At 71.9% G+C, this 19,314-nt stretch carries 20 protein-coding genes; 8 read left to right on the top strand and 12 right to left on the bottom strand.

Going from position 1 to position 19,314, the window contains the following annotated elements; genetic code table 11:
- From E1286_RS36005 to E1286_RS36030, 6 genes are all read right to left on the bottom strand, one after another.
- A partial coding sequence (locus E1286_RS36005) for a cupin domain-containing protein (protein WP_132619853.1) occupies positions 1–718 on the bottom strand: 718 nt, incomplete at its 3' end.
- Positions 715–1,626: a DUF6807 domain-containing protein gene (locus tag E1286_RS36010; protein ID WP_223190760.1), complete on the bottom strand. Its 912-nt coding sequence runs from the start codon at positions 1,624–1,626 to the stop codon at positions 715–717. The genes E1286_RS36010 and E1286_RS36005, both read right to left, overlap by 4 nt.
- Positions 1,623–2,720, bottom strand: coding sequence for a Gfo/Idh/MocA family protein (locus tag E1286_RS36015; RefSeq protein ID WP_132619857.1), 1,098 nt, complete (start codon positions 2,718–2,720; stop codon positions 1,623–1,625). Before E1286_RS36015 ends, E1286_RS36010 begins: the two co-directional genes overlap by 4 nt.
- A gap of 24 nt (positions 2,721–2,744) precedes the next feature.
- A complete protein-coding gene (locus tag E1286_RS36020; protein ID WP_132619859.1) occupies positions 2,745–4,028 on the bottom strand; it encodes an ABC transporter substrate-binding protein in 1,284 nt (427 codons plus the stop codon).
- Between the two features lie 17 nt (positions 4,029–4,045).
- Positions 4,046–4,876: a carbohydrate ABC transporter permease gene (locus E1286_RS36025; protein WP_132619861.1), complete on the bottom strand. Its 831-nt coding sequence runs from the start codon at positions 4,874–4,876 to the stop codon at positions 4,046–4,048.
- On the bottom strand, positions 4,869–5,771 hold the full coding sequence (locus tag E1286_RS36030; protein ID WP_132619891.1) for a carbohydrate ABC transporter permease: 903 nt from the start codon (positions 5,769–5,771) through the stop codon (positions 4,869–4,871). The genes E1286_RS36025 and E1286_RS36030 overlap by 8 nt, the downstream gene beginning before the upstream one ends.
- Positions 5,772–6,066: 295 nt before the next feature.
- On the opposite strand from E1286_RS36030, the gene E1286_RS36035 reads away from it, so the two are divergent.
- Entirely contained in the window at positions 6,067–7,041 is a 975-nt protein-coding gene (locus E1286_RS36035; RefSeq protein ID WP_132619863.1) for an EamA family transporter, read from the top strand.
- 8 nt (positions 7,042–7,049) lie between these two features.
- Here the strand turns inward: E1286_RS36035 and E1286_RS36040 are convergent, their stop codons facing one another.
- On the bottom strand, positions 7,050–8,081 hold the full coding sequence (locus E1286_RS36040) for a LacI family DNA-binding transcriptional regulator (RefSeq protein ID WP_132619865.1): 1,032 nt from the start codon (positions 8,079–8,081) through the stop codon (positions 7,050–7,052).
- 155 nt (positions 8,082–8,236) lie between these two features.
- Positions 8,237–8,425, bottom strand: coding sequence for a mycothiol transferase (locus E1286_RS36045; RefSeq protein ID WP_342776296.1), 189 nt, complete (start codon positions 8,423–8,425; stop codon positions 8,237–8,239).
- Positions 8,426–8,481: 56 nt separating this feature from the next.
- Here E1286_RS36045 and E1286_RS36050 point away from each other — a divergent pair, with 56 nt between their 5' ends.
- From E1286_RS36050 to E1286_RS36060, 3 genes are read left to right on the top strand one after another with little or no spacing between them, the layout of a single operon-like run.
- On the top strand, positions 8,482–9,108 hold the full coding sequence (locus tag E1286_RS36050; protein WP_132619869.1) for a TetR/AcrR family transcriptional regulator: 627 nt from the start codon (positions 8,482–8,484) through the stop codon (positions 9,106–9,108).
- On the top strand, positions 9,105–9,995 hold the full coding sequence (locus E1286_RS36055) for an ABC transporter ATP-binding protein (protein WP_132619871.1): 891 nt from the start codon (positions 9,105–9,107) through the stop codon (positions 9,993–9,995). Before E1286_RS36050 ends, E1286_RS36055 begins: the two co-directional genes overlap by 4 nt.
- Positions 9,992–11,560, top strand: coding sequence for an ABC transporter permease (locus E1286_RS36060; protein WP_132619873.1), 1,569 nt, complete (start codon positions 9,992–9,994; stop codon positions 11,558–11,560). Before E1286_RS36055 ends, E1286_RS36060 begins: the two co-directional genes overlap by 4 nt.
- A gap of 265 nt (positions 11,561–11,825) precedes the next feature.
- Here E1286_RS36060 and E1286_RS36065 read toward each other — a convergent pair whose 3' ends face one another.
- Entirely contained in the window at positions 11,826–12,158 is a 333-nt protein-coding gene (locus E1286_RS36065) for a nuclear transport factor 2 family protein (protein WP_132619875.1), read from the bottom strand.
- A gap of 203 nt (positions 12,159–12,361) precedes the next feature.
- On the opposite strand from E1286_RS36065, the gene E1286_RS36070 reads away from it, so the two are divergent.
- Both E1286_RS36070 and E1286_RS36075 read left to right on the top strand, forming a co-directional pair.
- Positions 12,362–13,291 carry an AraC family transcriptional regulator gene (locus E1286_RS36070; protein WP_132619877.1) on the top strand — a complete coding sequence of 310 codons (930 nt, stop codon included), beginning with the start codon at positions 12,362–12,364 and terminating at the stop codon, positions 13,289–13,291.
- Between the two features lie 92 nt (positions 13,292–13,383).
- Positions 13,384–14,286: a helix-turn-helix domain-containing protein gene (locus E1286_RS36075; protein ID WP_132619879.1), complete on the top strand. Its 903-nt coding sequence runs from the start codon at positions 13,384–13,386 to the stop codon at positions 14,284–14,286.
- A 12-nt stretch (positions 14,287–14,298) separates the two neighbouring features.
- On the opposite strand, the gene E1286_RS36080 is transcribed toward E1286_RS36075, so the two are convergent.
- A complete protein-coding gene (locus E1286_RS36080; RefSeq protein WP_132619881.1) occupies positions 14,299–15,150 on the bottom strand; it encodes an oxidoreductase in 852 nt (283 codons plus the stop codon).
- 176 nt (positions 15,151–15,326) lie between these two features.
- Between E1286_RS36080 and E1286_RS36085 the strand changes: the two genes are divergently transcribed.
- Complete coding sequence (locus tag E1286_RS36085) at positions 15,327–16,166, top strand: NAD-dependent epimerase/dehydratase family protein (RefSeq protein WP_132619883.1); 840 nt, start codon at positions 15,327–15,329, stop codon at positions 16,164–16,166.
- Between the two features lie 107 nt (positions 16,167–16,273).
- Positions 16,274–16,525 (top strand): CBS domain-containing protein, encoded by a 252-nt coding sequence (locus E1286_RS36090; protein WP_165970071.1) that lies wholly within the window; start codon positions 16,274–16,276, stop codon positions 16,523–16,525.
- Here the strand turns inward: E1286_RS36090 and E1286_RS36095 are convergent.
- Together E1286_RS36095 and nhaA are read right to left on the bottom strand one after the other, a co-directional pair.
- The gene (locus tag E1286_RS36095; RefSeq protein WP_132619887.1) at positions 16,522–17,706 is read right to left on the bottom strand and encodes a PucR family transcriptional regulator; all 1,185 of its coding nucleotides are present in this window, start codon (positions 17,704–17,706) and stop codon (positions 16,522–16,524) included. The two genes, E1286_RS36090 and E1286_RS36095, sit on opposite strands and share 4 nt — an antisense overlap.
- A gap of 73 nt (positions 17,707–17,779) precedes the next feature.
- Positions 17,780–19,123, bottom strand: a complete 1,344-nt coding sequence (gene nhaA / locus E1286_RS36100; RefSeq protein ID WP_132619889.1) for a Na+/H+ antiporter NhaA — start codon at positions 19,121–19,123, stop codon at positions 17,780–17,782.
- Between the last annotated feature and the right edge of the window lie 191 nt (positions 19,124–19,314).

Here is a 19,314-nt window from a genome sequence, read left to right on the forward strand (position 1 = left end):
GGGTGTGCACGGTCGGGTGGGCGACATCGTGGGCGCGCAGATGGCCGCACATGCCCCAGCGCTCCTGCGGCGGGCTCTCCATCAGCGCCGACTCCCCCAGGTGCGCGCCGTCGCCGTCGCCGAGGGCGTCCAGGACGGCGGCGGTGCGGCGGGCCTCGCGGGCGACCGTGTCCTCCCAGATCTCCCGCCATCGCGCCACCCTCGGCCGCACCAGGGCGACGGCGCTGTCGTAGAAGCTCCGGAGCGGGTCGAGGTCACCGCGGGCGGTGCTGCCGGAAAGGCGCAGGAAGCCCTCGACGGCCAGCTCCCGCCGCCGTACGACGGCCGCCTCCACCACCTCGGGCGGCCCGTCGGGGAGAGCGGCGGCCTCGGCGTACCGCTCCGGGTCGGCGACGATCTCCGGCGGGAACGTCATGACGGCGTCGCCCGCCTCGGGCAGGCCGGCGTTCGACATGACGACCATCACCTCCAGGCCGCCGTGGTTGACCGCGCGGTGGATGGTGCCGGGCGTGAACCACACGGTGGACCCGGCACGCAGCTCCGTCTCGCGCGGGCCGTTCAGGTCGAGGGTGCGCAGCGCGCCGCGCCCGCCGACGACCACGTACGCCTCGGTGGAGGCGGTGTGCAGGTGCGGCGTGCCGCCCTCCAGGCCGTCGGAGCACGCGCCGAGCGCGTACACCGACAGCCGGCTGACCGACGTGCCGCCGGGGAACGTCACGGCCGGGCCGCCAGCGCCGCCCTGCCGTGGTCGGCCAGGCGCGCCGTGCCGTCGTCGCCGCGGTCGCCGTCGGCGATCACGACCGCGTACCGGAAGCTCAGGGTCCGGCCGTCCGGCAGCTCGATTTCCTCGCTGAAGAACGGCGCCGGGCACAGGCAGGCGAACTGCTCGGAGCGGGCGAACCACTGCGGCGGGTGCTGCGGGTTGGCCGCGTCGTCCACCATGACGATGGTCGAGTGCTCGCCGCTCTCGTCGTGCCGGCCGCGGAAGCCGAACCACTCGGCCCGTAGGCCGCGCAGCTCGTCGCCGCCCGCGCCCTTGGGCGACTGGATGATCCCGCCGGTGAACGAGCGGGGCCCACGCCAGAACAGGCCGCCGTACCCGGCGTTCTCGCGGCCTTTCGTGGTCGGGGAGCCGAACCAGAGGGCGGCGCCCGACACGTTCGTCATCGCCGTCTCGAAGACCAGCGCCCAGGTGGTCCCGTCCACGATCGTCGTGGTCAGCGAGCGGCGCTCGTCGATGACCGGCGCGCCGTCCTGCGCGCTCCAGTCGAGGGTGTGCGCGATCTCCACCCGCTCGGGGGTGGACGACAGCGTGGTCATCTCGCGGTGCGCGGCGCTGCCGTTGTTCTCCAGCTGGACGTACCTCCCCTCCACGAACGTGGGCCCGCCCCAGAAGTTGTGCTCGCCGACGTGCGGCAGCGACCAGGCAATGCCCTTGTGCCAGACGTGGTCGTGCGGCCGGAACAGCGACACCAGCGCGCCGCCGAGGGTCCGGATGGGGTGCAGGTACGGCTTCGGCGACTCCAGCACCGGCGTGTCGGGCCGGTAGGTGTAGGTGAACAGCTCGACGTCGCCCGCCGTGACGGCGACCGAACGACCGAGGGTGTGGGTGGCCTGCAGGGTCACGGGTTCCTCACCTTTTCCCATGGGGCGCCCGTGCCGTCCATCTTCTGGGCGAACGGGCTGTCGGCAGTGATCTGTCCGGTTCGTACGCGCTCGCCGGTGAAGGCGGAGGCGTACAGGGCGGCGATGAACTCCATCGTCCGCCGGGCGTCGGCGACGGTGACCGGGGGTGCCTCGCCGCGGTCGAGCGCGTCGAGCACGGCGGCCAGCCAGCCGCTGTGACCGCTGCGCCGGTCGGAGGGGTCCTGTCCCCACAGCGCGGTCACCTCGTCGTGCCCGGGCGCCGGGGTCACGGTCCAGTCGTCGTCGGTGTAGCCGTACAGGTGCTCGACCTCGACGGTGGCGCGCTCGTAGTCGAAGCGGAGGTGGGAGGTCTGCTTCGGTGACAGCACCGAGTTGACCACCGTGGCCACGGCGCCGCTGTCGAACGTGACCAGCGCCATCGACACGTCCTCGGTGTCCACCGAGCGGGCCTGCCGGGCGGCCACGGCGGTGACCTCGCGCCACGGGCCGAGCACCGAGAACAGCAGGTCGAACTGGTGGATGCCGTGGCCCATCGTCGGCCCGCCGCCCTCGGACTCCCAGGTGCCGCGCCACGGCACCGCGTAGTAGTCCTCGTCGCGGTACCACTGCGTGAGGCAGGTGGCGAGGAGCGGGCGGCCCAGCTCCCCGGCCTCCGCCAGCCGGCGCAGGCGGAGCGCGCCCGCGCCGAAGCGGTGCTGGAGCACCGTCGCGACGTGCGCCGTCGAGCGGCTCTCGGCCTCGGCCAGGGCGTCGAACTCGGCGAGCGTGAGCGTCGGCGGCTTCTCCACCAGCACCGTCACCCCGGCCTCCAGGCAGGCGATGGCCAGCGGCGCGTGCAGGTGCGGCGGCGTGCACAGGTGCACGAAGTCCGGCTTCTCCTCCCTCAGCAGTTCCTCGGTGCTCGCGTGGCTGCGCGGCACGCCGTACTTGGCGGCGAACTCGGCCGCCCGCCCGGCGTCGACGTCGGCCACGGCCACGAGGCTCGCCCGGCCCGAGCCGATGACGGCCTGCGCGTGGGCGTGCGCGATCCCACCGGTGCCGATGATCGCGGCCCGGTAGTTCCGTTGCGACATGTTCTGTCTCTCCTGTGGTGGGGGTCAGGCGCCGTCGATCTCGGCCTGCAGCTCCTTGATGAACGCGGTGGCCGCCTGCTCGGGGGGCTCGCGGTCGAACAGCACCTCTTCGGTGTGCCGCTTGATGATCGCCTCGATGTTGCTGGCGCCGTTCGGGGTCACCCTGGGGGCCGGGCCGACCTTGATCCGGTCCATGTACTCGACCGCTTCCTTGTCGGTCTCGGTCAGCTTGGGGGTGATGGCCTCGCGGATCTTGGTGTTGGCGGGCACGCCGCGGTCGGTCAGCATGATGTTCGCCGCCTCGGGGTCGTTGGCCAGGAAGTCCACGAACAGCGCCGCCTCCGCCGGGTGCTCGCTGCGCGACGAGACCGACCAGTACATCGAGGACTTGTAGTACGCGCCGGGCGACTTCGCCTCCGCCTCGCCGGGGAGCTTGAGCAGCTTCAGTGTCGAGCCGCTGGCCGTGGTCAGCGAGGTGAGCTGGGTGTTCCACCAGGTCGCGAAGGCGGAGGCGTTGGTGGCGGTGCCCGACTGGTCGAGCGAGCCACCCGCCCGCTCGACGCTGACCGACGCCGGCGGCGTGACGCCCTGCTTGGCCAGGTCGCGGATGTAGGTCCAGAACGAGGTCAGCACCTCCGGCGGCACGACGACCTTGCCCTGCTCGTCGAAGAGGGTCGCGCCGTGCTGCCGGGCCCAGATGTTGAGCCCGCCGGCCTCGAAGCCCAGCGACTGCACGCCGGTGATCTTGCCGCCGCCCGCCTTCGACACCTGGGCGCCGACGTTCTTCAGGTCCTCCCAGGTCCAGGTGTTCTCGTCCGGCATCTCGACCTTGAGCTGGTCGAGGAGATCGGTGTTGACCACGATCGAGTACGTGGACAGGCCGACGGGCAGGGCGTACTGCTTGCCGCTGACCACGCCCGTGTCCAGGGCGGACTTGTCGAAGTCGGCGGTCTTCAGGAACTTCGCCATGGTGCCGAGGTCGAGCAGGGCGCCGCGCTCGGCGTACGAGGAGAGGTAGAGCTCGTCCATCTGGATGACGTCCGGGGCGTCGTTCGCGGCCACGGTGGTCGCGAGGCTCTCCCAGTAGCCGTTCCAGTCCTTGAACTCGCCCTTGACGGTGATGTTCGGGTGCTTCTTCTGGAACAGGTCGATGACCTGCTGGGTGCGCTGGTGCCGTTCGTCCGCGCCCCACCAGGTGAAGCGGAGGGTGACCGGGTCCTTCGACAGCTCCTGACTGGCGGCGCCGCCTCCGGAGCCGCAGGCGCTGAGCATGAGTGCCGCCGCGAGGGCGAGAGCGATCTTTCGCATGATGGTTCCCCTGGGGGTTACTTGCCGCCGGTCGTGGCGATGCCTCGGATGAGGTAGCGCTGGCCGACGAGGAAGGCGAGGAAGACCGGGGCCAGGGACACCACGCTCATGGCGAACATGGAGCCCCACGACGTGGAGACGGTGGCGTCGACGAACGAGCGCAGCGCCACCGGCACCGTGTACATCTCCGGGTCGGTGAGGTAGATGAGCTGGCTGAAGAAGTCGTTCCAGGTCCAGATGAAGGTGAAGATCACCGTCGTGGCGAGGGCCGGGAGCATCAGGGGCAGGATGATCCGCAGGAAGATGCGCGGGTGGCCGGCGCCGTCGATCCTGGCCGCCTCGTCCAGCTCGCGCGGCAGGCCGCGGATGAACTGCACCATGAGGAAGACGAAGAACGCGTCGGTGGCCAGGAACTTCGGCACCACCAGCGGCAGGAACGTGTTCACCCAGTCGAGCTGGGAGAACATGATGTACTGCGGCACGATGATCACGTGGATCGGCAGCATGATCGTGCCCAGCATGATCGCGAACCACAGGCGCTTGCCGGTGAACTCCAGCCGGGCGAAGGCGTACGCGGCCATCGAGCACGACACGAGGTTGCCGATGATGCAGGCCAGCACGAGGATCGCCGAGTTGGCCAGGTAGTGGCCGAACGGCGAGGCCAGCGCGGTCCAGCCCTCGCCGTAGTTGTGGGTCTGGAGGCTGTCGAGGATCAGGCCCGGCCGGCGGAAGATCTCGTTGTCCGGCCGCAGCGAGCTGACCACCATCCACAGCACGGGATAGAGCATGACCAGCGCCAGCAGGATGAGCCCGGCGTGCTTGAGCGCCTTGCGCGCGAGATCAGTCATCGTAGACGACCCAGAACTTGGCGGCCCAGAAGTTGATCGCGGTGAACGCGGCGATGATCACCAGCAGGAGCCAGGCGAGCGCGGAGGCGTAGCCCATGTCGAAGTTCCCGAACCCGCGCTGGTACAGGTAGAGCGTGTAGAACAGGGTGGAGTCGGAGGGGCCGCCGCTGCCGCCGGAGACCACGAACGCCTGCGTGAACGACTGGAACGCGTGGATGATCTGCAGCACCAGGTTGAAGAAGATGATCGGTGACAGCAGCGGGATCGTGATCTTCCTGAACTGCGTCCACTTGCCGGCGCCGTCCGTCGAGGCCGCCTCGTAGTACATCACGGGGATCTGCCGCAGGCCCGCCAGGAAGATGACCATCGGGGCGCCGAACGTCCACACGTTCAGCACGATCAGGGTGCCGAGCGCGGTGCTCGGGTCGGAGATCCAGCCCTTGCCCTCGACGCCGAACATGGCCAGCACCTGGTTGACCAGCCCGTCGGCGCCGAAGATCTGCCGCCACAGCACCGCGATCGCGACGCTGGAGCCGAGCAGCGAGGGCAGGTAGAACGCCGAGCGGTAGAACGCCAGGCCGCGCAGCCCCCGGTCGAGGAGCAGCGCCAGGGCCAGGGCGGCGGCCAGCTGCAGCGGCACCGAGACGACGACGTAGACCAGTGTCACGCGGAGCGCGTTGTGCAGCCGGGCGTCGCCGAGCATGCGGACGAAGTTGTCCAGGCCGTTGAAGGTGGGCGGCTGGATGAGGTTGTAGTCGGTGAAGCCCAGCAGGAACGAGGCCACGATCGGGCCCGCCGTGATGAACAGCAGCCCCGCGAACCAGGGGAGAAGGAAGACGAAGGCGGCCTTGTTGTCACGCTTGCCGCCGAGGGTTCCGCCGCTGCCCCTGCGCATCCGCTGGAGCTCGCCGAGAGCGCTCACGCGAGCCTCCTCGACGCGATCATTCGTGACCTCCCGTCACGACGGGACGGATTCGCTCCGCCCCGTGGGAAAACGTATTCCGCAGTTTGCACGCCTGTAACGCAAGCGTCAAGAGTGTTGCAAGCGGAAGTAATCCGGCCGCCCTCGCTGGTTGGGCCACGTAGATCGTCAGCGGTCCAGGCTGCGGTTTTATCCCGTTGCGCCAGGGATTCCCAGCATGTCAGTGTCACCCCACGTTGAACGGCGATGACGGCGCAGGCGGTGTGGGATGAGGTATGCGGGGTTCCTACTCGCGTTCGTGGCCTCGTGGTGTTTCGCGTTCTCGGGCCCGATGGCCAAATTCCTCGACAGCGCCGGGCTGACGCCGTTGGAGGCCGTGTGGACGCGGATGGCGGGAGCGGGGCTGCTGCTGGTGGCGGTGCTGGCCGTGGTCAGGCCGCGGGCGTTGCGGATCCCGCGCTCCAGGTCGCCGTTCTTCGCGCTGTACGCGGTCATGGCGGTGGCCGGGGTGCAGTCGCTGTACTTCGCCGCCATCACGCGGTTGCCGGTGGGAATCGCGTTGCTGCTCGTGTACATGGCGCCGGTGATGGTGGTGGCATGGGTCCGTCTCGTACGGAACGTCCGGGTGGCACGAGCCGCGTACGCCGGGGCGGTCGTCGCGGTCGTGGGCCTCGGGATCGTCGTCGAGGCGTGGCAGGAGGTGCGGCTGGACGCGCTGGGTCTGGTGCTGGGGTTGCTGGCCGCGGCGTGCTCCGCCGGATATTTCTTGATGAACGATAGCTTCGGGGACGACGTGGACCCCCTCGGTCTCATCGCCTGGGGGATGACGGGGGCGGCAGTGGTGCTCACCCCGTTCGCGTCGCCCTGGGACATCCCCTGGGGCGCGTTCACGATGTCCGTCACGTCCGCCGCGGGCGGTCAGGCGTTGCCCGTGCTGGTGGCGTACCTGTGGATGGTGCTGCCGGCGACCGTGGTGGCGTACATCCTGGGGGTGCACGCCGTACGGCGGCTGTCGGCCGCCGTGGGCGCCACCGTGGCGTCGCTGGAGGTCATCGCCGGGGCGGTGCTGGCCTGGGTGCTCGCAGGGGAGACCCTGGGCGTGTTCCAGATCGTGGGCGGGGTGATCCTGTTGTCCGGCGCGCTGCTCGCCCAGACCCGCACCGGCTTCGCGGCGAAGCGCCCGGCGGTGCCGGCCTCGGACGTCAGACCCGAGTCGCCCATGCGCACCACCGCCGAGCAGTAGGCGGCGCGTCAACGGCGGGGGCGTGTGCTTTCCCGGACGATCAGGTGGCCTTGCAGGCACAACCGGCCGCCCGTCTCCGTGCCCGACAGGGCCAGGCGGATCGCCTCCGCGCCGGCGTGGGCGAGTGGCAGCGCCATCGTCGTCAGGCGGGGCGTCAGGTCGCGGGCGAGCGGAATGTCGTCGATTCCCGTCACGGAGACGTCGCCGGGAACGTCCACGCCGGCGGCCCTGAATCCCGACAGGGCGCCGATGGCGATGATGTCGTTGGCCGCGACAACGGCCTGCCGGCCGTCCATTCCCTCTTCCGCCAACCGGCGCGCCGCCTCGAATCCGCCGTCGCGGCTGACCGCGCAGGAAATGGTCCGGACATCCCGCGGGTCGACGCCGCCGGCCTGCAGTCCGTCGACGAAACCGGCCGTACGGTCGGACATGTTGCGCAGATCGCCGGCGCCGCCGAAAATCGCCACCCGCCGGTGCCCGGTTTCCGCCAGGAAAGCGCCCATGGATTGCGCGGCACGGTAATTGTCGAAGCCGATCGAAGGGAACGGCGTCTCCGTCTCGCCGACGATGACGGCCCGGCCGCCTTCGCGTTCGTACGACGAAAGTTCCGCGCCCAGCCGGCCTTCGAGCTCGTCCGCCATGAAGTGGCCGGAGGTGAGCACGAGCGCGCGGGGCCGCAGCGCGCGCAGCACGCGGATGGTGTCGAGTTGCCGGTCGGGCACGCCCATGGTCGACGAGACCGTGACGAACGCCCCCGCCGTACGGGCCTCGCGCTCCATCGCGGCCACCATCATGCCGATGGACGGGGTGGTGAGGTCGTCGGCCACGAGCGCGATCGCGTCGCCGGCCCGGCGCATCGCCCTGGCGGCGGCGTCCGCCGTGTAGCGCAGGGCCTCCGCCGCGGCCAGCACGCGGGCCTCGTACTCGGGCGCCACCTTGCGGGTGCTGCCGCTCAGGACCCTGGAGGCGGTGGAGACCGAGACCCCGGCCGCCGCGGCCACGTCGTGCAGCGTGACCGTGGGCCTCGCCGCGTGGGGCATCCTCGCGTCTCCTTCCGCCGTCGCGACAGACGGTTCGAAGAGTACTGCCCCACCCCCGGCGCCCGGCGGCTCAGGCCCACGTTCGGCCACGTGGTGAACAGCATGGATCAGCGGGCCCGCGACCCTGGTCGCCGCCGTGCGGGGGGCTGACGCGATCAGGTGCCGACGGTTCCGTCGACGCGTTCGCGCAGGATGTCGGCGTGGCCGTTGTGGCGGGCGTACTCGCCGTGCATGTGGACGAAGGCCCAGCGCAGGCACATCGGTCCCCAGCGCGGGCTGACGAAGATCGCGTCGAGCGGCATGCCGTCGGCGGCGTCCCGTGCGGCGACCTGCTCGGCGACCAGGGCGGACGGGCAATACGCTTGCCTAGCTCACAATACAAACGTATAGAGTGCTGGACGTGCGACCAATCTCTGAAGAAGACCTGACGGCGCGCGCCCGCATCCGCGACGCGGCGATGGCGTTGTTCGCCGAGCGAGGGGTCAAGGCGGCCACCATCCGCGGGATCGCCGAGGCGGCCGGCGTCTCCCCCGGCCTGGTGCAGCACCACTTCGGCACCAAGGAGGAGCTGCGGCAGGCGTGCGACGAGTACGTGCTGAGCTACGTACGCGAGCAGGTCGCCGTCGGCATCACCGGCCACAACCTGGGAGATCCCGAATACATCGAGAACGTCCACCGCAGCGCGCCGCCGCTGATGCACTACCTCGGCCGCGCCCTGGTGGACGGCTCCCCCGGCGCCGCCGCCATGTTCGACGAGCTCGTGAACGTGACCGAGCAGCATCTGAGCAGCGACGACCGCTCCGAGGCCGACCATCGTGCCCGCGCCACCGTACTGACCGCGATGAAGCTCGGCATCACGGTGCTGCACGATCACGTCTCACGCGCGCTCGGCACGGACCTGTACGGCCCGCAGGGCGCGCTGCGCGTCGGCAAAGCCCAGCTTGACCTGATCCAGCCGGAATTCCTCGGACGCGAACTGTTCGAACAGGCGCGTACGGGCCTGGAGAAGCTCGAGGGCAACCGATGAACGCGGCGGTACACGCGGAGGGCCTGGTCAAGACGTTCGGCCGGGCCAGGGCGCTGGACGGGCTCGACCTGACCGTCGACAAGGGCGAGGTGCACGGTTTCCTCGGCCCCAACGGCGCGGGCAAGACCACCACGATCCGCATCCTGCTCGGCCAGATGCGCGCCGACGGCGGCCGGATCACGTTACTCGGCGGCGACCCCTGGCGGGATGCCACCGAGCTGCACCGCAGGCTCGCGTACGTGCCGGGCGACGTCACGCTGTGGCCCTCGCTGACCGGCGGCGAGGTCATCGACCTGCTCGGCAGGGTGCGCGGCGGCCTCGACCCGAAGCGCCGCGCCGACCTGCTGGAGCGCTTCGAGCTCGACCCGCGCAAGAAGTGCCGCGCCTACTCCAAGGGCAACCGGCAGAAGGTGGCGCTGGTGGCGGCGTTCGCCTCCGACGTGGAGCTGCTGCTGCTGGACGAGCCCACCTCGGGCCTCGACCCGCTGATGGAGGCGGTCTTCAACGAGTGCGTCGTGCGGGAGAAGCAGCGCGGGCGCACGGTGCTGCTGTCGAGCCACATCCTGTCGGAGGTGGAGACGCTGTGCGACCGCGTGAGCATCATCCGCGCGGGCCGCACGGTCGAGTCCGGCACCCTCGCCGACCTGCGTCACCTCACCCGCACGTCGGTGACGGCCGAGCTGGCGGGGCCGGCGAACGGCCTGGCCGGGCTGCCCGGCGTCCACGACCTCACCGTCGACGGCGCCCGGCTGCGCTGCCAGGTCGACCAGGACGCTCTCACCGCCGTACTCGGTGAGCTGGCCCGGGCGGGGGTGCGCGCGCTGACCACGCGACCGCCGACCCTGGAGGAGCTCTTCCTGCGCCACTACCAGGGAGCCGCGTCATGACCGGCACCTGGAGCCTGATCCGGCTCGTCCTGCGCCGCGACCGCGTGCTGCTGCCGGTGTGGATCGTGATCACCGCGCTGCTCCCGGCGAGCATCGCCTCCTCCACCGCCGGTCTGTACGCCGACCAGGCGGCGCGTGACGCCTTCGCGGCGGCCTCCATGAGCAACCCCGCCCAGCTGGCGATGCGCGGCGTCATCTACGACGCCGGCGTCGGCGGCCTGACCGCCTGGACGCTCGGCTCGTCGCTCGCGCTGATCGGCGGCCTGGTCAGCGTCCTGCTGGTGGTCAGGCACACCAGAGCCGAGGAGGAGACAGGGCGGCGCGAGCTGCTGTCGTCCGGCGTCGTCGGCCGGCACGCCCCGCTGGCCGCCGCGCTGGCGGTCGTGCCGGCCGCCAATCTGCTGCTCGGCCTGCTGTCGGTGCCCGGGCTGGTGGCCACCGGCCTGCCCGCCGGCTCGTCGCTGCTGTTCGGGCTCTCGGTGGCGGGAGGCGGGTGCGCCTTCGCGGCGGTGGCCGCCGTCACCGCGCAGCTGACCGCTTCGTCCGGTACGGCGCGCGGCCTCGCGATCGGCGTCGGCGGCCTGATGTTCGCGCTGCGCGCGGTGGCCGACAGCGGCGGCGTCGCCTGGCCGGCCTGGCTGTCGCCGTTCGGCTGGGCCCGGCTCACCCGCGCCTACGCCGGCGACCAGTGGTGGGTACTGGGGCTGTTCGTGGTGTTCGTGGCCGTTCTGGCGGCGGGCGCGTTCGCGTTGTCCGTCCGCCGCGACGTGGCAGGCGGCCTGCTGCCCACCCGGCAGGGCCCGGCAGAGGGGACGCTGCGGGGCGCGTTCGGCCTGGCCGGGCGCCTGCACCGGGGCTCGCTCGCGGGCTTCGCGATCGGCTTCGGCCTGCTGGGCGCGCTGGTCGGCCTCTCGGCGCGCGGCCTGGACACCCAACTGGACACACCGCAGTTCCGTGACCTCGCCGCGGTCATCGGCGGCTCCGGCGCGCGCGTCTCCGACGTGTTCTTCACGTTCGTGATGTACGTGCTCAGCCAGCTCGTCACGGGAGCGGCGCTGGTGTCCGCGCTGCGCGCCCGCGGCGAGGAGGCGGCGGGCCGGGCCGACCTGCTGCTGTCCGCCCCGGTCGGGCGGCTGCGCTGGGCGCTGAGCCACCTGGCGTTCGCGGTCGCGGGGCCGGCGCTGCTGCTGGCCGTGCTGGGCGCGGCGGCGGGGCTCGCCTACGACGGCGGCGTGCTCCGCGTGGCCGGCGCCACGCTGGCCTACCTGCCCGCGGTCTGGACCGTGGTCGGGATCGCGACGCTCGCGTTCGGCGTCCTGCCCCGGCTGGCGGCCGCCATCAGCTGGACCGCGCTCGGGGTCTTCCTGGTGGTGGACCTGCTGGCGGAGTTCCGGCTGGTGAGCGGGGTCGTGCTGGACATGTCGCCGTTCGTGCACGTGCCGGCGCTGCTGCTGGACGGCGCCGCCTCACCCGTGGCACCGCTGGCGGCGCTCACGGCGGTGGCGGGGGCGCTGGCCGTCGCGGGCCTGGCGCTGGTACGCCGCCGCGACCTGACCCCCGCCTGACCTCCAGGGGGCCGGCCTCGCCCGAGGCCGCGGGCAAGCGCTTCCTGGCCGTCGCCGGCGGCCCGGCGCCGAGCTTCCTGGAGCCGGCCGCGATCCTGAGCCGGCGGCTCGGCCCCCTCGCCGCGCGCACGGGAGGAGCCGGGGGACGACCCGCCACGCCGATCGTCCACAACGACCGCGCCCGTGAGGAGCTCGGCCGGCGTCCGCGCGCCGCCGAGAGCCTGCGCGGCCTCCACCTGCTGGAGCCAGAAAGCTGACGCGGTGCTCATGGCCGGATGCGCAGGGCCTTCACGTGGTCCTCGTCGAAGTCTTCGAAGTGGAATTTCAGACCGGCGAAAGGACTGCCCGGGAAATCCCCTGTGATCGTGCAGGTCACGACGAGCCCTTCGTCGGCCGGTTCGACATCGGTGATCGTGTACTCGACGGGAGGGACCTCGGTGCGCCAGGCCCGGATGGCGTCGATGCCCGCGTACTCCCTGCCTTCGTCCTCGACGAGGGCGTCATCGGTGAACAGGGCGAAGTACGCCTCGGTGTCCGGTGAAGGGGCGAGCTCGAAGTAGCGCCGGATGATCCGGGGAGCGGTGGCGGTGCTGGTCATGATCGTTCTCCTGTTCGGGTCGGCCGGTCACACGGTGTGCTCGGCGTCGTAGCCGGTACCCGCGAGATCGGCGAGCGCCGGTATCCGGCCGGGGCATTGCCTCGTCTCAGCCTATGAACGTCGCGGTGGACTACCTATGCCGGAGAGAGTCGGAAATTTGCTCGTTCGTCTTCGCGACCGGTCATTCTCTGTACGATCGGATCGTGGACGTGGTCAGCGACGCGGTCGCCGTCATCCGTACCGGTCGGCCGCATGCGGCGCGCACCCGCCGGACGGCACCGTGGGGGCTGCGGTTCCCTGCCGCCCCCGGGACCGGTTTCCACGTCGTCCTGCAGGGCCGGTGCTGGCTGTTGTCCGCGGGCCGCGACCCGGTGCCGCTGAGCGCCGGGGATGTCGTGCTCGTCCCGCACGGCCACGAGATCGCCCTCGCCGACTCGCCCGGCAGCGAGCTCGTCGACGTCGCGCCCGACATGGACGACTCCTGGGTGCCGGCGCCCGACACCGCCGGCCCGCTCACCGTCCTGATGTGCGGCTCGTACCAGCTCGACCGGATCGGCGCCCACCCGTTGCTCGCCGAGCTTCCCGCCTTCATCCACCTCCCGCGGCGGGTGGGCAGGCGCACGGCGCTCAACGCCGTCGTCGACCTGCTCGGGGACGAGCTCGACCAGCGCAGGCCCGGCACCGACGCGGCGATTCCCGCGCTGCTCGACGCCATGCTGCTGTACATCCTGCGCACCTGGTACCGCGACCACGCCCCGCGCGGCGCCGGCGGCTGGGCCGCGGCGCTCGACGACCCGGCCGTCGGTTCCGCGCTCCAGCACATGCATGCCGAGCCCGCGACAGCCTGGACCGTCGAGCTGCTGAGCCGGCGGGCCGGTATGTCCCGGGCCGCGTTCTCCAAGCGCTTCGCCGAGCTCGTCGGGCGCCCGCCGATGGCGTACCTGACCTGGTGGCGGATGACCACGGCCGGACGGATACTCCGCGGCGGCGACGACGCGCCGCTCCGGGCCGTGGCCGAGCGGGTGGGATACACCTCCGAGTTCGCCTTCAACCGCGCCTTCAAACGCGAGTTCGGCGTCACCCCCGGCGCCTACCGCCGCCGAGCCACCCCCCGGCACCTCATCAAGGCGTAGAGCGGGCGCGCTCCTGCGGAGGCAGCCTCATCGGGCGACCGGTGGCGAATATGGCTTGAGATTCCAGTGGGTGGAAGGTGCACATTCGAGCCATGAGCAACGCGCGGGATCTCTACACCATCGGGCAGCTGGCCCAGCGCACCGGGCTGCAGGCGCGCACCATCCGCTTCTGGTCCGACAGCGGTGTCGTGCCTCCGGCCGGCAGGTCGAGCGGCGGCTATCGGCTTTACGACGCGGAGGCGGTCGCGCGGCTCGACCTGGTCAGGACGCTTCGCGATCTCGGGCTCGGTCTGGACGACGTCCAGCGGATCCTGCGCGAGCAGTCCACGCTGAGAGAGCTGGCCGCGACGCACGTCGAAGCCCTCGACGCGGAGATCCGCACTCTGAAGGTACGGCGTGCCGTCCTGCGCGTGCTCGCCCGCCGTGACAGCACCACCGAGGAGATCACCTTGATGCACGCACTCGCCCGGTTGTCAGCCCGGGAACGCCAGCAGATCATCGACGCGTTCGTGGACCGCGCGTTCGCCGGCGTCCTCGACGAGGACGCCGCGCTCGTCGCGGGATGGATGCGCGACCTGCCGTCCGATCTGCCGGAGGATCCGACGTCGGAGCAGGTCGACGCCTGGGTCGAACTGGCGGAGCTGGTCGCCGACGAGGGCTTCCAGCGGACCGTGCGGGACATGATCGTGAGCGGCGACGACCGCTTGGAGTTCGGCCTCGACCTGCGGCCCCTGGTCCTGGAACACGCGGGCGGCGCCATGGAACGGGGGATCGCCCCGGAGTCGGCGGCGGCGACCGCCGTCCTGGACCGGATCGTGCCCGCCGGCCTGCCCGCCGAGGAGACCGCCTCCCTGATCTCCTGGCTGGGCATGGTCGCCGAGCCCCGGGTGGAGCGGTACTGGCAACTCCTGAGCGTCCTCAACGGCCGGCCGCCCGCACCGCCGGCGGTCCCGGCCTTCCGATGGCTGCTCGCCGCGGTGGTCGCCCACCGCTAGTCAACCGCTTGGTCAGCCCGTACGGATGACGTCGTCGTGGTCGGTGGCCACGGAGACCGAACGCCACTCGTCGAGCTCCCGGCGTACGCGCTCCAGTTTGCTCTCCACCGCCGCGACGCAGTCGGAGCCGAGCTGGAGGCGGAGCGGGGCCTTGCCGGAATCCACCACGTCGACGATCGCCTTGGCGGCCTTGACCGGGTCGCCGGGCTGCTGGTGGTTGACGTCGGCGGCGCGGGCGCGCGTCGCGCCCACCGGCCCGCCGGCGTAGTCCGCGATCTGCGCGCCGGTGGCCTGCAGGCTTGAGGAGTCGAGGAAGTCGGTACGGAAGTAGCCGGGCTCCACGACCGTGACGTGCACGCCGAGCGGCGCCAGCTCGGCGTGCAGCGCCTCCGACAGCCCCTCCACGGCGAACTTGGTCGCGCCGTAGACGCCCCAGCCGGGCGAGCCGACGAACCCGCCCACGGACGACAGGTTCACGATCGTGCCGGACCCCTGCGCGCGCAGCACCGGCACGACCGCCCGGGTGACGGCCAGCAGGCCGAAGACGTTGGTGTCGAAGACGGCGCGCGCCTCGGCGTCGCTCGTCTCCTCGACGGCGCCGAGCAGGCCGCGGCCGGCGTTGTTGACCAGGACGTCGATGCGGCCGAACGCCGCCCTCGCGGCCTCCGCCACCGCCCGCGCCTGCTCCTCGTCCGTCACGTCGAGGGACACCGGCAGCAGACTCTCGCCCGCGTCGGGGAAGGCGGCCAGGACGGACTCCACCTTCCGCGCCGTCGCGACGACCTGGTGACCGCGCGACAGCGCCTCATGGACGATCTCGGCGCCGAACCCACGGGACGCGCCGGTGACGAACCACACGCTCATGACGTCGCTTCCTTACTTCCGGCTATGGCAGTGCCTCGGACGATACGCTCCGCCGGTTCCCGCTCAACCCCATCTCCCCCAAATGCCGACAAAGCGGACGTCGGGGTACGCGTCCGCGCCGAAGACGTCGGGGACGCGCCGTGTCACATACGGCCGGGGTGCCCCGTCCAGGGGGCATGAGAGTTCTTGTCGCCGGCGCCACGGGCGTCGTCGGTCGTCAGCTCGTCCCCCTCCTCACCACGGTCGGGCACGAGGTCGTCCCGTTCACCGCCGATCTGCTGGACCGCGCGGCTTCGGTGCGCGCCGTACGGCGGGCGGCGCCGGACGCCGTGGTCCATCTGGCCACCCGCGTTCCGGCGATGATCAACCCCAAGACGTTCGCCCGGGACTTCGCGGTCACCAACCGGCTGCGCAGCGAGGGGACGCGGAACCTGCTGGAGGCGGCGGGCGGCGCGAAGGTGATCACGCAGAGCCTCGCCTACGTCTACCGGCCCGGCGCGGAGCCGGCGGACGAGGACGAGCCGCTGTGGGACGACGCGCCGGCGCCGTTCCAGCCGTCGCTGCGGGCGCTGGCCGAGCTGGAGCGGCTGACCAGGGAGCAGGGCGGGCTGGCGCTGCGCTTCGGCCACCTGACCGGCCCGGGCACGCACTACGACGCCGACGGCTCGATGACCCGGCAGGTCGCCGAGGGCAGGCTGCCGATCCTGGGGGACGGCGGGTCGGTCTTCTCCTTCACCCACGTCCACGACGCGGCCACCGCGATCGTGGCCGCGCTGGACCGGGAGGTGACCGGGGTGCTCAACATCGTGGACGACCACCCGGTGCCCCTGCGGGAGTGGGTGCCGGCGTACGCGGCCAAGCTCGGCGGTCCGGCGCCGAAGCGGCTGCCGGTGTTCATGGGGCGGCTGTTCTCGGGGGCCTGGGGGGTGGCGTTCATGACCCGGCTGCGCGGAGCCGGCAACCACCGGGCGCGGCTGTGGCTGAACTGGCGTCCCGGTCACGCGTCGTTCCTGTGAACGGTTTGCCGATCGGCGGCAAGGAGCCGGCGCTCCCACGGGCAGGCGTGCACGTTGTGCCGCTTGCCCACGGGTTGTCAGCATGCGGGTGAAGGCTGCTGAGGGGGATGAGATACATGATCGCCCGCGAATGCCCGGTCCTGCGGTCCGATGTCAGTGTGCTGGACGTGCTGGCGGTGATGGTGCGCGGCCGGCGCCCCGGGGTGGTGATCGTCGGCTTCGACGGCCGGCCCGTGACGGCGCTCTCGCCGCAGGAGGTGCTCGACCTGCTGCTGCCGCGGCCGTTCCGCGAGAGCCCGAACCTAGCCGGGGCCGCCCGGAGGAGATCGGTGACCACATCCTGGCCGAGGCGGCGCTAGGGAGCCGAAGGCCGGGTGACGGTCTCGGCCGGCCAGCCGAGCAGGCGCGCGCCCAGGGTCGCCGTCTCGAGCGCGTGCCGCTGGATCGGGTTGTCCAGGCGGTAGCCGGTCAGCTCGCGGACCCGTTCCAGGCGGTAGGTGACCGTACGGACGCCGACGTGCAGCCGGCCCGCCGTGAGCGTGGCGACGCCGCCGGTGGCGAAGTAGGCGAACAGCGTCTCCAGCAGGGTGCCGGGCCCTCCCCTGGCGGCGCGCAGCGGGCCCAGCACCGCCTCGACCAGTTCGGTGATCGCCGCCTGGTCCCTCAGCAGCACCTGCAGCACGAGCAGGTCGGAGGCGCGCAGCACGCGTTCCGGCAGCTGCAGCCGGCGGGCCAGCGCCACCACGTTGCGGGCCTCCTCGAAGGAGCGCACGACCCCGCCGGGCCCGTGGTGGGCCCGGCCGACGGCGACCCGCAGCGACGGGTCGTCCGTCATCATGTCCTGGACGAGGGAGGCGAACGCCTCGCTCACGCCTTCCACGTAGCCGGAGGACACGCAGACCAGCAGGCCCTCCTTGGTGGCGACCATCAGGTCCTGCAGGCCGAACCGGTTCAGCAACGACGCCTCGACGTGCCGGGAGACCGGGCCGCCGTCGTAGAAGGGCCGCTCTGCCTCGGCGATGGCGACGACGTGGGAGCCGGCCAGCCGCAGCCCGAAGCGGGCCGCCCGCTCGGCCAGGGCGCCGAGGTCGCGGCGGCCGTGGAGAAGGTCGTCGATGAACTCCCGGCGCAGCGCCTCCTCACGCCGGATCATCATGCGCTGTGCCCGCTCGTACCCCTCGACCAGCGCCACGATCGACCGGTCGGCCGCCCTGAAGACGGCTTCCCCTGCGGAGCGGAGCTCCTCGGCGCGCCTGCTCCCGGCGATGCCCGGCAGCAGCGGCCAGGCCATCCAGGTGGCGCTCAGGTGTACGTCGATGATCGCGCGCAGCGGCACTCCGTCGCGCGCGGCCGACTCGCCGCACGCACGCATGGACGACAGCTCCGCGGCGTCCGGGCGCCGCCCCGTCCTGCTGACGTCGGCCAGCAGCGGAAGGTACTGCCTCAGCCACTCGGCGGGAACGCCGCCGGCGTCGGCGCCGGCACGGTCGGCGATCTCCGCCAGGCGCGCGTGGTCCACTTCGTGCCGTTTCGGATCCATAGTCCCAGACTCGTCCAAAGGTCCAGCCTTCGGCAACCTGCCGAGACGCTCGAGCACCTATGCCGGTTTCCCCTTACCGGCCATCGGCAAGGTGCCCCGGGGCGTGGTGGTCGACGGGCTCGCGGTCCTGGTAGATGTCGGGGACGTCGTCGAGGTCGCGGTCGGCGGTCTCGGCCTCGTGCAGGAGCCGGTAGGCGCGGTTGCGCAGGCGGAGGACCACCGTCGCCAGCAGCGCCGCGATCAGCGAGCCGGCCAGCACGGCGATCTTGACGTAGTCGCCCCGTTCGGCGCCGAAGGCGAGGTCGCCGATGAGCAGGGACACCGTGAAGCCGATGCCGGCCAGCATGGCGAGGCCCAGCACGTCCACCCAGGTCAGCCCCTCGTCGAGGTGGGCACGGGTGAAGCGGGCGACCAGCCACGTCGCGGCCATGATCCCGACGGGCTTGCCGATGACCAGGCCGGCCACGATGCCGAGAGCGATCGGGTCGCCCAGTGCGGTGACGGCGCCGTCCAGCCCGCCCAGGTACACGCCCGCCGACAGGAACGCGAACAGCGGAACCGCCACGCCGGCCGACAGGGGCCGGAAGCGGTGCTCGAAGTGCTCGGCCAGCCCGGGGCCGGCGTCGGGGCCGCCGGCACGCATGTTCCGCACGACCGGCACGGCGAAGGCGAGCAGCACTCCGGCGACGGTCGCGTGCACACCGGAGGCGTGCACCAGCGCCCAGACCGCCAGGGCCGGCGGCAGCAGCAGCCACCAGGACCGTACGCGGCGCTGCACCAGCACGGTGAACAGCGCCAGCGGCACGAGCGCGGCCAGCAGCGGCACGGGCGCCAGGTCGCTGGTGTAGAAGACGGCGATGATGAAGATCGCCAGCAGGTCGTCGACCACGGCCAGGGTCAGCAGGAACGTCCGCAGCGCCGCCGGCAGATACCGGCCGACGACCGCGAGCACCGCCAGCGCGAAGGCGATGTCGGTGGCGGTGGGGATCGCCCATCCCGCCGCGGCCCCCTCGGCGTTGCGGGTGACCAGCAGGTAGAGCAGGGCCGGGACCAGCACACCGCCGACGGCGGCGGCGACCGGCACCGCCGCCCGCCGTGGCGAGCGCAGGTCACCGGCGACGAACTCGCGCTTGAGCTCCAGGCCGGCCACGAAGAAGAAGACGGCCAGCAGCCCGTCGGCGGCCCAGGTCGCGAGGTCCAGGTCGAGGTGCAGCGAAGCGGGGCCGATCGTGTGGCCACGCACCGACTCGTAGGCGGCCGACCACGGAGAGTTGGCCCACATCATGGCCAGTGCGGCTCCCCCTAGGAGCAGGGCCCCGCCGATGGTCTCCTTGCGCAGGATGTCGGCGATGCGGCGGGCCTCTGTCCAGGAGCCCCGTCCGAACAGACGGGCTGCACTGCGCGCAGGCTGGGTCATATCACTCCAAATCAGGAAATTTCGGCCTTGCCAGAAGCCTGGCGGGGAAGCCGCGGTACGCGACAGGGCCGCCGGACGCAGCCCCGGCGAGCCGGACCTTGCCGGGACACGGCAACGTCGGAGTCCCGGTTCCCCCGACCATGAACGGCACCTCCGTGACTCCCGGGGAGAGGCCGCGGAGGTGCCCGTCC

Origin of the sequence: Nonomuraea terrae (assembly GCF_004348995.1) — a bacterium.
Taxonomy (GTDB): domain Bacteria; phylum Actinomycetota; class Actinomycetes; order Streptosporangiales; family Streptosporangiaceae; genus Nonomuraea; species Nonomuraea terrae.

What these genes read in the sequence shown, in the direction of transcription:
- E1286_RS36015 (WP_132619857.1), bottom strand. Translation starts at nt 2,720, where the DNA reads ATGTCGCAACGGAACTACCGGGCCGCGATCATCGGCACCGGTGGGATC.
- E1286_RS36020 (WP_132619859.1), bottom strand. Translation starts at nt 4,028, where the DNA reads ATGCGAAAGATCGCTCTCGCCCTCGCGGCGGCACTCATGCTCAGCGCC.
- E1286_RS36025 (WP_132619861.1), bottom strand. Translation starts at nt 4,876, where the DNA reads ATGACTGATCTCGCGCGCAAGGCGCTCAAGCACGCCGGGCTCATCCTG.
- E1286_RS36030 (WP_132619891.1), bottom strand. Translation starts at nt 5,771, where the DNA reads ATGCGCAGGGGCAGCGGCGGAACCCTCGGCGGCAAGCGTGACAACAAG.
- E1286_RS36035 (WP_132619863.1), top strand. Translation starts at nt 6,067, where the DNA reads ATGAGGTATGCGGGGTTCCTACTCGCGTTCGTGGCCTCGTGGTGTTTC.
- E1286_RS36040 (WP_132619865.1), bottom strand. Translation starts at nt 8,081, where the DNA reads ATGCCCCACGCGGCGAGGCCCACGGTCACGCTGCACGACGTGGCCGCG.
- E1286_RS36055 (WP_132619871.1), top strand. Translation starts at nt 9,105, where the DNA reads ATGAACGCGGCGGTACACGCGGAGGGCCTGGTCAAGACGTTCGGCCGG.
- E1286_RS36060 (WP_132619873.1), top strand. Translation starts at nt 9,992, where the DNA reads ATGACCGGCACCTGGAGCCTGATCCGGCTCGTCCTGCGCCGCGACCGC.
- E1286_RS36065 (WP_132619875.1), bottom strand. Translation starts at nt 12,158, where the DNA reads ATGACCAGCACCGCCACCGCTCCCCGGATCATCCGGCGCTACTTCGAG.
- E1286_RS36075 (WP_132619879.1), top strand. Translation starts at nt 13,384, where the DNA reads ATGAGCAACGCGCGGGATCTCTACACCATCGGGCAGCTGGCCCAGCGC.
- E1286_RS36080 (WP_132619881.1), bottom strand. Translation starts at nt 15,150, where the DNA reads ATGAGCGTGTGGTTCGTCACCGGCGCGTCCCGTGGGTTCGGCGCCGAG.
- E1286_RS36085 (WP_132619883.1), top strand. Translation starts at nt 15,327, where the DNA reads ATGAGAGTTCTTGTCGCCGGCGCCACGGGCGTCGTCGGTCGTCAGCTC.
- E1286_RS36090 (WP_165970071.1), top strand. Translation starts at nt 16,274, where the DNA reads ATGAGATACATGATCGCCCGCGAATGCCCGGTCCTGCGGTCCGATGTC.
- E1286_RS36095 (WP_132619887.1), bottom strand. Translation starts at nt 17,706, where the DNA reads ATGGATCCGAAACGGCACGAAGTGGACCACGCGCGCCTGGCGGAGATC.
- nhaA (WP_132619889.1), bottom strand. Translation starts at nt 19,123, where the DNA reads ATGACCCAGCCTGCGCGCAGTGCAGCCCGTCTGTTCGGACGGGGCTCC.